Raw genomic sequence first — 14,575 nt, 5'->3', positions numbered from 1 at the left:
ATGCCTCCGGCGGAGGTATTTTAGGGAAAGATGAAGGGAAGGGGTGACAGATGGCAGACCGGACATATTTGAGCTGGCCATTCTTTGAGGACCGGCATCGGGCGCTGGCGCATGAGTTGGACCTTTGGGCCGAGCGGCACCTGAGCGGCATTGATCACAGTGATGTGGATGAGGCCTGCCGCAGTCTGGTTGCTGCTCTGGGTGCGGGCGGTTGGGCGCAGCACAGCGGCGCGATGACGGGCGAGAGCCTGGATGTGCGTAGCCTTTGCCTGATCCGCGAAATCCTGGCGCGCCATGACGGGCTGGCGGATTTTGCCTTTGCGATGCAGGGGCTGGGAACCGGGGCCATTTCGCTCTTTGGGTCGGCGGCGCAGCAGGCGGAATGGTTGCCGCTGACCCGCAGTGGCAAGGCGATTTCAGCCTTTGCCCTGACCGAGCCGCAGTCTGGATCCGATGTGGCAAATTCCACCATGACGGCGCATTTGGATGGCGATGACTATGTGCTGAATGGGGAAAAGACCTGGATTTCCAATGGTGGCATCGCCGATGTCTACACCCTGTTTGCCCGCACCGGCGAGGCGCCGGGTGCCAAGGGGCTATCGGCCTTTGTCGTGCCGACGGGCCTGCCTGGGTTTGAGGTGGTTGAGCGGCAGCAGGTCATTGCGCCGCATCCCCTGGCCACGCTGCGTTTCAGCGATTGTCGCATTCCCCAATCGGCGCTTCTGGGGCAGCCGGGGGGGGGCTTCAAGATCGCGATGTCGGTGTTGGATGTATTCCGTTCTACTGTCGCTGCGGCGGCGCTGGGATTTGCCCGGCGTGCCCTGGATGAGGCCTTGGAGAGGGTTTCGACCCGGCAGGTTCAGGGGGCGGCGCTGTTTGAATTGCAGATGGTGCAGGGCCATATAGCCGATATGGCGCTGGATGTGGATGCGGCGGCCCTGCTGGTGTACCGCGCCGCCTGGGCCAAGGACAGTGGTGCTGCGCGCGTCACTCGCGAGGCTGCCATGGCCAAGCTGTTTTCTACCGATCAGGCGCAGCAGGTCATCGACAAGGCGGTGCAGTTGCATGGTGGTGATGGCGTGCGTCATGGTCAAAAGGTCGAAGAGTTGTATCGTGATATTAGGGCGTTGCGTATCTATGAGGGGGCTTCGGATGTGCAGCGGGTGGTGATCGCCCGGCAAACCCTAGGTGCCTATCAGGGAGGCAAGTGAGATGCTGAGCGCAAGTGCCCATGCCGATACCTTTACCCGCGACAACCTGCCGCCCGAGGCGCAATGGCCTGAGTTCCTGCTGGAGGGGTTTGACTATCCCGAGCGGATCAATGTTGGCGTCGAACTGACCGATGCCATGGTCGAAAAGGGGTTTGGTGATCGCACCGCCCTTATCGGCAATGGTCGGCGCCGCACCTACAAGGAGCTGAGCGATTGGACCAACCGGCTGGCCCATGTTCTGGTGGAGGATCTTGGCGTGAAGCCGGGCAATCGGGTGTTGATCCGTTCGGCCAATAATCCTGCCATGGTGGCCTGTTGGCTGGCGGCGACCAAGGTGGGCGCGGTAGTGGTCAATACCATGCCGATGCTGCGCGCCGGAGAGCTGGGACAGATTGTCGACAAGGCAGAGATCAGCCATGCGCTCTGCGATACTAGGCTGATGGAGGAACTGGTCACCTGTGCGAAAGATTCGGCTTATCTGAAATCGGTCGTCGGTTTTGACGGGACATCCAATCACGATGCGGAGCTGGACCGGTTGGCGCTGGAAAAACCGGTTCACTATCAGGCGGTTGAAACCGGGCGGGACGATGTGGCGCTGCTGGGCTTTACCTCGGGTACGACGGGATCGCCGAAGGCGACGATGCATTTTCATCGCGATCTGTTGATCATTGCCGATGGCTATGCCCGCGAAGTGCTGGATGTGCAGCCCGAAGATATCTTTGTCGGCTCGCCGCCGCTGGCCTTTACCTTTGGTCTGGGCGGGTTGGCGATCTTTCCTCTGCGCTTTGGCGCGGCGGCGACGCTGTTGGAAAATGCCTCACCGCCCAGCTTGATTGAAATCATCGAGAAATATCGCGCAACGGTCTGCTTTACTGCGCCGACGGCCTATCGCGTGATGCTGCAGGCGATGGAGGAGGGCGCGGATCTGTCATCGCTGCGGGCGGCGGTTTCGGCGGGTGAAACCCTGCCATCGCCGGTTTATGAGGATTGGATTGCCAAAACTGGCAAGCCGATGCTGGATGGTATTGGTGCCACCGAGATGCTGCATATCTTTATTACCAACCGCTTTTCTGATCACCGCCCTGCTTGCACGGGCAAACCGGTGGCGGGCTATCAGGTGCGGGTGCTGGATGCTGACGGCAATGAGGCCCCGCGCGGCGAGGTCGGCCGTTTGGCGGTCAAGGGACCGACCGGTTGCCGCTATCTCGCGGACGAGCGGCAAGAGGCCTATGTGAAAGACGGCTGGAACGTCACGGGCGACAGCTTTGTCATGGATGAAGACGGGTATCTGCATTTTGCCGCCCGTAATGACGATATGATCATCTCATCTGGCTATAACATCGCCGGCCCCGAGGTCGAAGCGGCGCTGCTGTCGCATGAGGCCGTGGCGGAATGCGCGGTGATCGGGGCTCCAAATGAGGCTCGGGGAGAGATTGTCGAGGCGCACGTGGTGCTCTCGACCGGAGAGGTGCCCTCGGACCATCTGGTCAAGCTGTTGCAGGATCACGTCAAGGCCAGCATTGCTCCCTTCAAATATCCTCGCTCGGTGGTCTTTACCAAAGAGTTGCCAAAGACCGAGACCGGCAAGATCCAGCGGTTTCGTTTGAAAAACACGCCGCGCGGATAGCGCCTGCACTGGGGGCCGGGCTGCGTGGGAGTATCGCGCAAGGCCCGGGCCCTATTATGCGGGCGGATGCTGGATCAGGCGGCCTTTGCCGCCAGTTTCTGTGTCTGCGCCAGCCAGCCCGCGACTGCCTTGGGTTTTGGCTGCGAGGCTGGGGCAAAGAAAGAGATCTTGACCGGCTTTAGCCCGATAAAGCCAAGAATTTGTCGTTCTGTCTGGCGCAGCATTGCGTTGTTATACATCAGCGACATGGCCCATTTGGGGGTGTCCGAGGTCATGAAGACCCGGCCGCTGCGCCCCTGCAGCAAGGGGGCTGGCAGGCCCATCTTGGTGTTGCGCGGATCAAAGGCGGTTCCCGGCAGCAGGGCGCGATCAAACAAGCCTTTCAATTTCCCGGGCATTCCACCCCACCACATTGGCGTGGTCAGGACAAAATGCTCGCTCCATTTCAGCTGGCTGACAAAGGTCTCCAGGTCGGGTTCCAGTGGTTTGGTCTGGGCGTAGCCGGCAAAGCCGTAATCCATATCAAAGGTCAGGTCATGCAGGTGGCTGATGCGGACCTCATGCCCATTGGCCTTGGCGCTGCGTGCATAGGTGAGGCTCAACTCCTTGGAGAGAGAGATTTCGGCAGGGTGGCCGTTCAAGATATAGATCCGGGTCATCGGTATCTCCAGTAATTGACTGCGGTCATTTATGCAATATTAGTGACCCTGGTCAATATTTAAATGACCAGGGTCACTTTTTATAAGCCTTGCCCGAGGAGGCGTGACCCGGTTTGACCCTGTGTCCTGGACGTGGCACCTAAGGATGCATGGCAAAACAGTTGCAGAAACGAACCCTAGAGACCCGCGCCCGGCTTGTGGCGGTGGCCACCGATCTGGTGGCCGAGCAGGGCTATGCGTCGCTGCGCACCGAGGAAGTGGTCAAGCGGGCAGGCGTTGCCAAAGGCACTTTCTTTGCCCATTTCAAGGATAAAGATGCCTTGATGGACATCTTGATCGGCACCGCGATCGACCAGCAGTTGGATCAGATGGCGCAGGAAGCCGCGCCTGAAACGGTGGCGGATCTGGTGGCGCTGCACGCGCCTTTGCTGGGGGTGATGACCCAGGAACGCTATGTCTTTGATGTGATTCTGCGGCTGTCAGGCGCCGCTGAAATTGCCGAAATCGGCGTGATTGCCACCACCTTTGAACGCTATCACCGCCTAGCAACGCGTTGGTTCGAAACGGGTCATTTTCGCCGCGACATCGATGCAGAGCTGCAGGCGGAGGGACTGCAGGCCTTTCTTACCCAGGCCATGGCGCTGCATTTCTGTGCGCTGCATTGCAGCCAGCCCATGGCGCAACGGATGCAGCTTTACCTGCAGGCCTGGTTGCAGCCTAAAGTTTAGGCTGGGCAAGGTCCCCAGAGTCAGGAAAGAGCGTCGGCGCATCGCTTGCTTGCCATTGCGGGTATTTATGCATGATCGCCGCAAAACGGGGGCTGATCAGAAAACGCTGCAACCAGGCCTGCAGAGCGGGCCAGGGCTGGCTGTCAAACCAGGGCTTGTCGATAAAGGCAAACTGACGCACGAAGGGCAAAACCGCATAGTCCGCCAGGGTGGCCTTGGCAAAGATCCAATCCCCGATCTGATCGTTCAGCTGTGCCAGAAACTCTGCGGCCAGTTGCCGCTGCGCTGCGCTGTCCTCTCCGGGGTAGCGGCTGGCGTATTTTGTGCGATCCAGCGCCTGTTTGAACGGTCCGTCGGCGCGGGTGATCCAATCCCAGCCCGCCTGTGGCATGTCCAGCCAGCGCTCTGGGTCGTTCTGGCGCAGGGCCCAGACCATAATGTCGAGGCTTTCGTCGATTGCCGCTTCAGGCGTCACCAGGCAGGGTACGGTCGCACTGGCAGAGGCCTGCAAAAAGGCTGCGGGCTTGTCGCGTAGCACCACCTCTCGCAGTTCTACCTGTTGCTGGGCTGCGGCAAGGGCCAGGCGGGCGCGCATGGCATAGGGGCATCTGCGAAAAGAGTAGAGCGTGCAGGTCATCGTGGTGTCGCCAGTGTGTTTCAGCACCGCGCCGGGGAGGGGGAGCGGGCCGTCTGTGGGTGGAGGCTGGCACCAAATAGATTTTCTGCACCGCTGTCGAGAGGCGCAGCTTGCCTGATGCGGGGCAGGGACGGGAAGGTTGGCGAAGCCTGCGCCGCTTGGCGTGGTGCGGGGGTGCTTTCTTTCTTGGCAAGGCGGCGCTAACAGTATGGAAATCCAATCAAGCCACGGGGATAGGCTGCCAATGAAGACTTTTCCAAAAATCTGGTTTCTGCGCCATGGGCAAACCGAATGGAACGCCGAACTGCGCATCCAGGGGCAGCTGGAATCCTGCCTGAGCCCCCTGGGCCTGACCCATGCACAGCAGCAGGCCACTGTGATGGGCCCGATTCTGGCACAGGCACCTGCCTGCTTTGTCTCACCGTTGGGGCGGGCGCAACAAACGGCCGAGATCGCCCTTGCCGGTAAGGAGTATGCCACCGATCCCCGCCTGGCCGAGGCCCATGCTGGCGATCTGCAGGGTATGACACTGCCAGAGGTTGCGGCGCGCTATCCCGCCATCTGGGACAGCAATCCCAGGCATCTGGAACTGTTCTGCGCCGCGCCCAATGGCGAAGGCTTTGGGCGTTTCCATGCCCGGATCCTGTCGTTCATGCAGTCTTTGACAGGCCCTTCCGTGGTGGTCGCGCATGGATTGCTGGGGCAGGTGCTGCGCGGCATTGCCCTTGGGCTGTCACGCCAGGAAATGGCGGCGCTGTCGAATGAGCAGGGCTGCGTCTATGTGCTTGAGCACGGTAAAGAAGAACTTTTGAAGTAAGCAGTTTTTTTGTCAGAAATGCCTTTTACCCTCTTGCGTCCGCCCCGCTCTTTGTCTAAATCCCCGCATATCGGGTGATTAGCTCAGTTGGTAGAGCGCTTCGTTTACACCGAAGATGTCGGGAGTTCGAGCCTCTCATCACCCACCATCCAACCACTTTTAAATTATGGTTCCCTGCGGGGATCTGGGTCACTTGTACAAAGTGTTCCTTGGTTCTTTGAACCTAACTCGATATCACCTGACTTGTCGTACTTGAGTGAAATCCAGAATTTCTGCAGCATCTTGCAGGTGGTCCGGTGCAAATCTAGCGTAGGTTTGATAGGTGATCGCCACGTTGGAATGCCCGAGGTATTGGGCAACCTTTTCCAGCGGAACTCCATTTGAAACCATGGCTACAGCACTGGAATGGCGGATCGTGTGGAGTGTTACGTTTTCCAGTCTGGCCCTCGCACAAGCCGCCTCAAATCCCTTGCGAATATTTTTCACTTGCCCACCTGCATATTCGACCACGTAGTCGCTCAAGGCGGCATGGTGGGCGGTCTGCAGTGCTGCGCGGATCCCGTCATTCATCGGTACAATCGCGCGGCCCTTGCGGGTCTTCGCGTCTTCAAGGCGCAGATTAACAATGCCCCGTTCAAGATCTACTCGGTCCCAGGTCAAATCCAAAATTGCTCCAATGCGTCCTGCGGTCGCAAACAGCAGGTGAATTGCTAGTTTGATGTGTGGGGCGGACGCGGCGTTAATGAGAGCCGAGATCTCAGTCTTCTCTAGATATCGCTCTTTTGGTGTCGGCTTTGCTGGTCGCTCGATCTCTGGTGCGCGCTCAATGATCCGTTCTTTGACTGCAAAGCGCATGGCGCTGCGCAAGTGGCCTAGCTCTGTGTGAACCGTGCCCTGTGACTTGCCGGTGTCGGTCCGCTTGGTCACATAAGATCGGCATAGGGCGGTGGTGATTTGGTCTGGGCGGTAAGCGCCAAAGTGCTCCAGTACGGCCTTGCCGGTGTAGCCCATCGTTTTTGCGGTGGGTTTGTTGCCCAGGTCGCGCCGGTAGGCCTCCCATATGTCTGACACAGTGGAATTGTCCTGTTGCTGCGAGAGGGTCTCCCGGCGGTAGACGTCTATTGCCTCTGGCTCGGCCTGCGCTCGGGTGCGTGCCTCAAGCTGATAGCGGCGCCGTTTTCCGTCTTCGCGCCAATAGACGCAAAAGCCGCCTCTGAACCTTCCGATGCTGATGTCTGGCATTTCTCAATTTCCTCTACGGTATAGGCTGGTATTCGGTATAGACGGCCCAAGCGAAAATGCTGAAGGCTCCCGTCCATGCACATGTTGCGAACGGTGGTGGCACTGACGCCCCACCGATCTGCAAGCATTTCCGGCGTGAATGGTTTCATGTGTTCCTCCGGGGGTAGGGCATGCTTATGCTGCCAAAAATTGGGCTGTTGCGTAGTTGCCCCATTGCTCTGCCATTGCTTTGGCAATGCCTGGGAATGTCTTGCTGCGGATCTGCCAGCGCAGTGTGCCAGGTGGGGCGCGGTGGATGGCGGACCAGCGCTTGTGGTCTTCTGTGCCCTTCTCTGGCGGTGTCAGCTTGTTTGTCGGGGTGAGCGTGGGCAACCCGCGCAGGTAAAGGCCGGTTGCCTTGAAGGCTGGCTCTCCAAACCACCAGGGCTGCACATGTTGGGCGGCGGGTTGGAAGTTTTTGATCCGCTGTTTCGCGTGCTTGTGCATCACTGGGTTCTCCACCGCGACGCGCGCGATCGGTGCATTCCAGCAGGCTGAAAACAGCGCGGCACCTTCATCCAGATCAGCCCACATCTCTGCCAGACTGCGCCCCTTTGGCGGCTGGTGCAGCCAGCGCACCCCGCTATTGCAGAGCCGGGTGCAGGGCGGATGCATAACGGCGAGCAGATCCCACCCCATATCCAGCACCTCGCGCACGTCGCATTGCATGTGGCGGTTGCTGCGGTCCTGTGCGGGCAGCAGATCGCAGGACCAAGCGTCATGGCCGCGATCGAGAAAGGCGCGTCGCACCTCGCCGCTGGTTTCGCAGCCGATAAGAACTTTCAACTGTTTCATGGGGATCTTAGACTTTTCCTGTGGCGCGGCGCATACGGCGGATACTGCGGCGCATGATGGCGGCGCGTTCGTCACGCATGGATGCGAGCGCTTTTTCCTTACGCAGAATCCGGCTGTGCAGTCGTGCGAGGCGTTCAAATTCTTCCGTGGTTGCGTAATGCGTCCAGGGTGCGCCAAGGCCAAATGGCTCTTGTTGCGGCGCTTCTGGCATGTCGGCCTGTACAGCAGCGGCTAGTGCACGAATTGTGGCTTCTGAGGTGTGTTTCATTGGCATTTACCCATACTTTCTAGGGGCTTGGATGCGGCCAGACCAGATCAGGAAATCAGTGTGCATTTTTTCAAACCGCTGAAAGGCGTCCGCGTTGCAGGCAAGATCGCGGCGGCTGAAAACGCCGCAGACGGTTCGCAGATGCTCGGTTGCGGCGGTCGGGCTGAACTGGTGGCGGGACAGGCCATTGCGGGTGGCAGCGTAGCGTTGAAAAGCCACGTCATGGGCCAGCATGGCGGCGCGCTGTGGTGCCTTTTCCTGGGTGATTTTCTGCATGACTGCTTCCTGTTGTTCGGTGGGGCGCGGCTGTGGTCCGTGAGTGATGGTCTTTAGTGCCGCGCCCCTGGTGCAGCGCTCACGCTGCGGGTGTGTCGAGGGCGCCGGGCGCTATGCCTTGGCCGTTGTAGGGGCAATCCGGCCTGCCATCGGTGGTGCGGCGGTTGCGGGTGCCAGCCTTATGGGCGGCTGCGGTCCAGGCGGTGATCGCGTCAAAGAAGTTGTCGGCGCTCGTCTTGATGCCGTGCAATTCGGCGCGGTGGGTTAGGGTTTCCGGTTCCCACCAGTCTTGCGGATCATCGCTGGGCGGGGTCAGGGTGCCGCCGAGATCCCGAAATTTCAGCATTTTACAAATGCCCTGCTGGGCGGTGATTTCAGCCGCGGCGGCGGCAAGGTTATGTGGCGGCATGGTCTGACCTCGGCAGGCTGGGGTTGTCGTGCGGGCGGTGGGTACTTTGGAGGAGGACTGAAACCGCCCGCACTAATCCGCGCGAGAATTGGAATCTGCGCGGAATTCCGGTGAAATAAGACCTGCGACGTCCTCCTGATCGCAGGCCTGATGTTACTAGTGGGGCAGGGGTGGTGCCCGCTGTGACGCGGGCGGCAGGGTGCCGTGCCGGATAATAGGGCAGGCTGCGCGGCGGGGTGGGTTCAGATCACGCGGCATGTCGGCGTTGAACCCGGTATCCCTGTTTTTCGGCATAGCAGCGCACGGTTTCGCCAACCCGGATCAGGGTCTGGTCGATCGGTTCCGGTGTTGGTTCGGGGCGGTCGATCAGATGTTGTGGGCGCAGGCGCTGCGGATCGAACCCCTGACCGCGCGCGGCCTTCATTGCGGCCCAGGCGGTGGTGAACAGGGTGGGATCGTCAATGTGATCTTCGGGCGATCCGGCGATGTGCTGGGCATTGCGCAGCACGGTGTTTGGTTTCTCTTGCATTCAATCCTCCATCGGTTGATGGGGTGAAGCTATTGTAGGAAATAACCTACGTCAATACGAAATATAGGAAATAACCTACGATCGCATTAATCCAGTTCATTCTATCCCTTAGTCGCACGTCAAGTGCGGCCAGGGGGGGATGCTGGCAAAGCGGGGAAACGTTTTGTTGGAGTTGGGGTTTCCGATTAGAGCTTCGTTGCGAGGTCTGAAGGCCAGTGAAGCTTTACTCTAGCTGCCCACTTCAAGCGCCTATTCCACATGGTTGTTGCGCCGGGGTTTAACGATATTAAGTGGAAGAGCCCAGGTTCATCACCTGGCTTGATCTGCTTTACCCAGCCCAACCCCTCTTCGCACTCACAGACGCATCGATGGCCAACCGCGTCGTTTGGTATGCCTTCGTGGCTTGCTCGCGTGTAAAAAAGCAAATCTCCTGCTGAGTATACAGGTTCCATGCTGTCTCCAGCAATTTCTACTGCAACAATTCCATGAGGAGAGAGGCCTGGAGGGCATTCGACCTGAGGGCCGCCCCCTTTTTCGTAGCTATCAAAGACTGGAACCTGGGCGCCAGCACCGACCTTACCCGCGATAGATATTGTAGGGCGCTCTGGGGTTGCCCCGCCAACTATCTCAGAGATGTCGACACCTAGAACTTCGGATATTTTTAGAAGGTTAGCAAAGGTAGGGTTCTTCGTTTTTCTGGTAATGATGTCGCGTACACCAGTTGGGCTCATACCCGCTGAGAGCGCAACTGCGCGCGGATTGGTGCCTTGTTCGTTTACGAGGCGCTCGATTCTGTCTGCAATCATCTGGCTGGTATCCATGTAGGTAATATCCTACATGGCTGCCTCTCGTGCAAATAGGATAAATCCTCTTTACTTCGTGGGATAAAACCTACACATTCCCGAGCATGATGATGTCCAAGTTTAAAAATGAGATTGAGCAATACCTTATTCGAGCGAGCGTTTCGCCGTCTCGGTTTGGTCGCCAAACCGTCAATGATCCGGGGTTTGTTTATCGGTTGCGAAAGGGTGGTGAATGCCGCCCGAGTACGATCGAAAAAGTGAGGTCGTACATGGTGGCGGAGACTACAGGTCGAGAATCTGAGGACGCCGCATGAGCCGCCCTCGCCTGACTTTGATTGTGAACAATGATCTGCCATGCGCTGACCCTAGCGCCGGTTCCGATCAAAGCTCTTGGTCAAATCAGTTTGACCCCTACGCCCTGAAGGTCAGCGCACCGGATCTGTGGTCCAGCTATTTCCGCGCCCGGTTCAACAGCCCGCGCGAGGTGGCGCTGTTCTGTGATGTCAGTTTCCAGACCGCGCTGAACTGGTGGGGCGCGGTCACAGCCCCCGCTAGCCACATCGCGCTGCTGGTTATGCTGACAGATCCGGCTGCGCCGGGATTTTTTGGTGCTGAGATGGGGCGGGCGGCATGAGTGTTGTGCGATTGAATTTTGGGTACGCCTTGTTACCCAACTCTCTCGAGTTTCTTCCTCATCGCGGCATTGGGGCCTGTCAAAAGCACGTTGATGAAGCAGCTCTCCCCAGTGCGCAGCTTGCCGATTTTTTTGATCTCGATACCGATGGGCATGTCTTCTGGATGCTGGTGGTTCAGTTCAGCGGCCACTGTCGCGGGAATGTAGCCAATGGGCAATGCTGGAGCCCCAGCGGCTGTATGACCAAAAACTCGAATGGCGTTTGGGTCATGCGGGTTGTCGGGTTCTCTTTGCAGGGATGCAAATGCCTTGGAAGGGTTGGCTATTCGGATGAAATCGTTGGTGAGTGTCTTCTCAGCAGAAAGGCCTGCGAGGTTGATGTTCCCATATCCCTTGAGGGCGACGAATCCTTTCGGGCGTTTGCTAACAATACTTGGGAAATGCGTTATTTCCCATTTGGATTGGTAATCTCCCTCTTCATTAAGAAGATCGTCTTCGTCTTCGTAATCGTTGTCGCCGTCGAATTCGCACTCTGCTGTGTGATCTTTGTGTCGCGGATTGTCTTTGGTAATTCGTTTTTCCCATCTCCCAAGGATGCCTGCGAGGGCGAACATGCCCAGTGCGGCCAAAACCAACCAGATAATAAACATTCTGAAATCCCTTTCGAAAATCATTGGCGTGTGACGAAAGGTGCAGGCAATCGGGGTGGTAAACAAGCCCCGGTTGTTTGCGAAAACACTGCAGGCTGCGGATCGCCATCCGCTGTCTACGCCGATCGGGGGCAGGCGCGCCTGCAAGTGGCCCCCAAATCCTCCCTGTCTAACCTCGGGCGCGTTGGCGCAGTTCGCGCTGCGCGTCCGCTTTTTCAAGGGGCACACAATGGGTGACCGGCGCGAAGCGATCGAGGCAAAGGTCCGCGCGCGGATTGAGCTTGTCTGCTGCCCGGTCTTGGGCAGTGATTGCTGGCAATGGACCGGCCCAGATTCGGGCGATGGGCGCGGTGGTGATTATCCCCGCATGTGCCTGGACGGCCAGACTGTCGCGGTGCATCGGGTGATGTTCACCAATAAGAACGGCTTCATTCCTGGCAAAAAACAGATCGATCACAAGTGCCGCAACCGGCGCTGCGTCAATCCTGACCATTTGGAAATGGTAACTCACAAAGAAAATCAGCGGCGGCGTGATCGGGCGTTGAGGATGGCGGCAGAATGACTGGGCACCTCGCAACCCGGCGCTGCCAATTTCCAACGCAGCCGGATTGGACCTGGCTGCGTTGGCACTGGCAGGGTCAGCCAATCCTGTATGAAGGCCTTTCGCTTGCTGAAATCGCCGCGCGTGAAACCGGCCAGCTGGCCTGCTTGGCCACGCCTTATCGATATTCTGAGGGCGGGCCTGTGCTGGGTGCTGATTATGCCGGGGCATGGCTGCAAGATCTCGCCCAGGCCCAAATCATGGCGATTGCACCTGCCTTTATGGCCGGTTGGTCCGGGCAGGACGTTGCCTTGCCAGCGCCCGCCGTGCGGGCCTGCGGCTGCGTCATTGTTCCGCCAGCGGTTGGCTGGCGCGATGCGCCGGATGTTTGGCAGGCGGCTTGCCTGGCCCTGGCGGCGGTGAAACCTGTCTATCTGCTGGAGGGCTGCGCGTGATGTCTGAAACCCTGTTCAATTGGGTTCGAGAGAAAGGCGGTGCTAGATGAATGCCAATGCCAGCCACCTGCAGCCGGTCGATAGTGGATCACTTCCAGTCTACCCAATCGAGGCAAGCGAGCGGTTAGAGAGCCACTATTTTGTTGAGTTCCACTATCAGCGCTGGCTGACCAGTGACACGCGGCTGCTGGCGGATCTTGAGGTTCGATCGGTATTTCTCGACCTGATCTGCCTTGCCCAGACGCAATCCCCGGTCGGCACATTGCCAACCAATCCCAAGCTGCTGGCAAAGCTGGTGGGATTATCCCAGGAAGTATTTGATAGCCTGTGTAAACGCGAAGTCGGCCCACTGCACAATTGGGCACCCTGCCTGTGTGATGGGGTGCAGCGACTGCATCACCCGGTGGTGACCGAGATTGCACTGAAGGCTGTCAATTCCAAAAAGCGCAATGCTGCGGCCAATGCCAATGATCGCGAGCGCAAGCGCTTTGCCAGCATCCGCAAGATTCTTGCCCGCGATATTCCAGGCGGTGGCCGGTTTGCGGAGAGCCAGTCAATGGTTGAGCAGATCAGCGCCTGGATCGAAGGAGAATACCCTGGCGGCAGTTGCACGGTGACGCGGGTGAAAGAGGCGCTGAATGCCCTGTCCTCGCGTGAATAATTTTCTTCCAGAAATCTTCCGCCGGAAGAAAACGGAATTCCGCCGGAAGATTTTGGAAGTTTTTTTTCTTCCAAAAAACGCGGTTCTGAAAGGAGAAGAGAAGAAAATGATAATGAAAAGATAAACGCAGTCGCGTCGTAATTGGCCGGGTTTGGCTGTGGATAAGTGAGAAAGAGCAGAGAAAAGGTTAGAGGTGATGGGGTCAACTGACCTGAAAGAGGCAAAGAAACGGGTCAAGGTGCATCTGGTGGATCCCCTGCTGCGGCTGGGGTTGCGGCGGCCATCGGGCATGACCGTGACCCAGTTTGATGAAATGGTCGATGAGCTGTGTGGGCGCTTGTCCTACATGACGGCCTTGAACCTGGATGCGCTGGCAGAACAGGCGGCGGTGCGACCTGGTGGCCGGGATGGGTCACGGTTTCCGATCGCAGCCAAGATCCTCGGCTGGGCAGCTGAGATCCAGCGGCCAGAGGATAGCGCCTCGCCTCTGATGATTGCGGTCTTCTCCGGGGAAATAGGCCAAGAAGCAATGGCTGAAGATTGGGCACCAGAGCTGCTGTCTCATATACGCAAGTACCGGACTTGGCCAAAGGCACCAGACTTGGCTGCCATTAAGGGGCGGGCAGATGATGCGCGCCATCGGATCGCCAAAGCGCAGGAATTGGGTGGTCGTGGTTTCGCCCTTTCAGCAGAAGATCAGAGGCTGAAAGACATGCGTGGCAAGGCTGCTGAAAAATGCCGTCGAATAATGCGGGAAATTGAGGTGCAGCGATGAATGAACAGGTGGTGATTGTGTCTTCGGCTGGGGTGGCGCGGCTGCAGGATGAGGCGGCAAGGATTGCTGATATCAAGCTGCGCGGCTGCGTTCCGGTTCAGTGTGGTCCAGAGATACCGATGGCCCCTGGCCGTGGGCCTATGATGCGCTTCACGCCACGCGAAATGCGCCAGACCGAATGTGGCGGCTTTGTCTCGGTCAAGACTGGTGAAGCTGGCCGGGATGCAGCGCGGGTTGCAGATGCGTTTGATGCTATGGAGCGGGCTTCACTAAAGGCACATCGGGCGGCAGAGGTCCGGCGGGCCTCGGCAGGACAGGATCCGCAGGCCTATAGCGCATTGTTCACGCCGGGGCAGATCAGCGCGGCGCGCGACTATGCGGCGCTGGTCGAGCGGGTCAGTACGTCTGGTGTCAAATGTTCGTCTCTTGAGGCTATTCATTCCGGTGGTGGCGGTTGTGGCGGCGATCGAGAGGCTGCGATCTTTCGGGACTTTCAGCGGTTGCGGGCACTGCATCGCCGTATTGGCGATGGGCTGGCAAAGGAGGTCAGACGCATCCGGCCATCAAAGAATGGTGGGGTGAAGCGCCGGGTCATCTATGTGCGCAAGCTGGTGGACATGGTTTGCCTCGGTGACATGTCTATTCTTCAGGTTCTTCAAGCGCATGGTTGGTCAAAAGATGGTGGAGCATCAAAGGCTTTGCGGTTGTCTCTCTGCGGTGCGCTAGATCGAATGCAGGGATATGATTTGATGGTTGTGAAAAAGGGTGTTGACACTTAACCCACCCGCAGAGCATGAATAGTGCATCATCAACAAATGC

General features: G+C 58.4%; 20 protein-coding genes and 1 tRNA gene. 11 read left to right on the top strand and 10 right to left on the bottom strand.

Annotated features, from left to right (window positions below; genetic code table 11):
• The first annotated feature begins 50 nt into the window (after positions 1 to 50).
• Together LRK71_RS14460 and LRK71_RS14455 are read left to right on the top strand one after the other, a co-directional pair.
• Entirely contained in the window at positions 51 to 1,211 is a 1,161-nt protein-coding gene (locus LRK71_RS14460) for an acyl-CoA dehydrogenase family protein (protein ID WP_232404530.1), read from the top strand.
• Between the two features lies 1 nt (position 1,212).
• Entirely contained in the window at positions 1,213 to 2,838 is a 1,626-nt protein-coding gene (locus tag LRK71_RS14455) for an AMP-binding protein (protein ID WP_232404529.1), read from the top strand.
• Positions 2,839 to 2,912: 74 nt separating this feature from the next.
• Here the strand turns inward: LRK71_RS14455 and LRK71_RS14450 are convergent, their stop codons facing one another.
• On the bottom strand, positions 2,913 to 3,497 hold the full coding sequence (locus LRK71_RS14450) for an NAD(P)H-dependent oxidoreductase (protein ID WP_232404528.1): 585 nt from the start codon (positions 3,495 to 3,497) through the stop codon (positions 2,913 to 2,915).
• A 149-nt stretch (positions 3,498 to 3,646) separates the two neighbouring features.
• Here LRK71_RS14450 and LRK71_RS14445 point away from each other — a divergent pair, with 149 nt between their 5' ends.
• The gene (locus LRK71_RS14445) at positions 3,647 to 4,225 is read left to right on the top strand and encodes a TetR/AcrR family transcriptional regulator (protein ID WP_232404527.1); all 579 of its coding nucleotides are present in this window, start codon (positions 3,647 to 3,649) and stop codon (positions 4,223 to 4,225) included.
• Here LRK71_RS14445 and LRK71_RS14440 read toward each other — a convergent pair.
• Entirely contained in the window at positions 4,215 to 4,862 is a 648-nt protein-coding gene (locus LRK71_RS14440) for a glutathione S-transferase (RefSeq protein WP_232404526.1), read from the bottom strand. The two genes, LRK71_RS14445 and LRK71_RS14440, sit on opposite strands and share 11 nt — an antisense overlap.
• Before the next feature lie 244 nt (positions 4,863 to 5,106).
• On the opposite strand from LRK71_RS14440, the gene LRK71_RS14435 reads away from it, so the two are divergent.
• A complete protein-coding gene (locus LRK71_RS14435) occupies positions 5,107 to 5,679 on the top strand; it encodes a histidine phosphatase family protein (protein ID WP_232404525.1) in 573 nt (190 codons plus the stop codon).
• Positions 5,680 to 5,751: 72 nt separating this feature from the next.
• A tRNA-Val gene (locus LRK71_RS14430) sits at positions 5,752 to 5,827 on the top strand.
• A gap of 86 nt (positions 5,828 to 5,913) precedes the next feature.
• Here the strand turns inward: LRK71_RS14430 and LRK71_RS14425 are convergent.
• The 7 genes from LRK71_RS14425 to LRK71_RS14395 form a co-directional block, all read right to left on the bottom strand.
• A complete protein-coding gene (locus LRK71_RS14425) occupies positions 5,914 to 6,921 on the bottom strand; it encodes a tyrosine-type recombinase/integrase (protein WP_232404524.1) in 1,008 nt (335 codons plus the stop codon).
• A gap of 174 nt (positions 6,922 to 7,095) precedes the next feature.
• Positions 7,096 to 7,755 (bottom strand): hypothetical protein, encoded by a 660-nt coding sequence (locus LRK71_RS14420; RefSeq protein ID WP_232404523.1) that lies wholly within the window; start codon positions 7,753 to 7,755, stop codon positions 7,096 to 7,098.
• A 7-nt stretch (positions 7,756 to 7,762) separates the two neighbouring features.
• On the bottom strand, positions 7,763 to 8,023 hold the full coding sequence (locus LRK71_RS14415) for a hypothetical protein (RefSeq protein WP_232404522.1): 261 nt from the start codon (positions 8,021 to 8,023) through the stop codon (positions 7,763 to 7,765).
• Positions 8,024 to 8,029: 6 nt separating this feature from the next.
• Complete coding sequence (locus tag LRK71_RS14410; RefSeq protein ID WP_232404521.1) at positions 8,030 to 8,299, bottom strand: hypothetical protein; 270 nt, start codon at positions 8,297 to 8,299, stop codon at positions 8,030 to 8,032.
• A 79-nt stretch (positions 8,300 to 8,378) separates the two neighbouring features.
• Complete coding sequence (locus LRK71_RS14405) at positions 8,379 to 8,708, bottom strand: hypothetical protein (protein ID WP_232404520.1); 330 nt, start codon at positions 8,706 to 8,708, stop codon at positions 8,379 to 8,381.
• A gap of 247 nt (positions 8,709 to 8,955) precedes the next feature.
• The gene (locus tag LRK71_RS14400) at positions 8,956 to 9,237 is read right to left on the bottom strand and encodes a hypothetical protein (RefSeq protein ID WP_232404519.1); all 282 of its coding nucleotides are present in this window, start codon (positions 9,235 to 9,237) and stop codon (positions 8,956 to 8,958) included.
• Between the two features lie 185 nt (positions 9,238 to 9,422).
• The gene (locus LRK71_RS14395; protein WP_232404518.1) at positions 9,423 to 10,058 is read right to left on the bottom strand and encodes an XRE family transcriptional regulator; all 636 of its coding nucleotides are present in this window, start codon (positions 10,056 to 10,058) and stop codon (positions 9,423 to 9,425) included.
• A gap of 292 nt (positions 10,059 to 10,350) precedes the next feature.
• Here LRK71_RS14395 and LRK71_RS14390 point away from each other — a divergent pair, with 292 nt between their 5' ends.
• Entirely contained in the window at positions 10,351 to 10,674 is a 324-nt protein-coding gene (locus LRK71_RS14390) for a hypothetical protein (protein WP_232404517.1), read from the top strand.
• A gap of 32 nt (positions 10,675 to 10,706) precedes the next feature.
• On the opposite strand, the gene LRK71_RS14385 is transcribed toward LRK71_RS14390, so the two are convergent.
• On the bottom strand, positions 10,707 to 11,324 hold the full coding sequence (locus LRK71_RS14385) for an HIRAN domain-containing protein (RefSeq protein ID WP_232404516.1): 618 nt from the start codon (positions 11,322 to 11,324) through the stop codon (positions 10,707 to 10,709).
• A 229-nt stretch (positions 11,325 to 11,553) separates the two neighbouring features.
• Between LRK71_RS14385 and LRK71_RS14380 the strand changes: the two genes are divergently transcribed.
• The 5 genes from LRK71_RS14380 to LRK71_RS14360 all read left to right on the top strand — a co-directional run bounded on the left by LRK71_RS14380 (position 11,554) and on the right by LRK71_RS14360 (position 14,535).
• Complete coding sequence (locus tag LRK71_RS14380) at positions 11,554 to 11,886, top strand: HNH endonuclease signature motif containing protein (RefSeq protein WP_232404515.1); 333 nt, start codon at positions 11,554 to 11,556, stop codon at positions 11,884 to 11,886.
• On the top strand, positions 11,883 to 12,320 hold the full coding sequence (locus tag LRK71_RS14375; RefSeq protein WP_232404514.1) for a hypothetical protein: 438 nt from the start codon (positions 11,883 to 11,885) through the stop codon (positions 12,318 to 12,320). Before LRK71_RS14380 ends, LRK71_RS14375 begins: the two co-directional genes overlap by 4 nt.
• A 46-nt stretch (positions 12,321 to 12,366) precedes the next feature.
• The gene (locus LRK71_RS14370; protein ID WP_232404513.1) at positions 12,367 to 12,981 is read left to right on the top strand and encodes a hypothetical protein; all 615 of its coding nucleotides are present in this window, start codon (positions 12,367 to 12,369) and stop codon (positions 12,979 to 12,981) included.
• Between the two features lie 196 nt (positions 12,982 to 13,177).
• The gene (locus tag LRK71_RS14365) at positions 13,178 to 13,756 is read left to right on the top strand and encodes a hypothetical protein (RefSeq protein WP_232404512.1); all 579 of its coding nucleotides are present in this window, start codon (positions 13,178 to 13,180) and stop codon (positions 13,754 to 13,756) included.
• Positions 13,753 to 14,535, top strand: coding sequence for a hypothetical protein (locus tag LRK71_RS14360; protein ID WP_232404511.1), 783 nt, complete (start codon positions 13,753 to 13,755; stop codon positions 14,533 to 14,535). The genes LRK71_RS14365 and LRK71_RS14360 overlap by 4 nt, the downstream gene beginning before the upstream one ends.
• Positions 14,536 to 14,575 lie beyond the last annotated feature (40 nt).

The organism is Pseudophaeobacter flagellatus (genome assembly GCF_021228235.1).
Lineage (GTDB): Bacteria > Pseudomonadota > Alphaproteobacteria > Rhodobacterales > Rhodobacteraceae > Pseudophaeobacter > Pseudophaeobacter flagellatus.
This window is presented reverse-complemented; position numbering and strand designations above follow the sequence as displayed.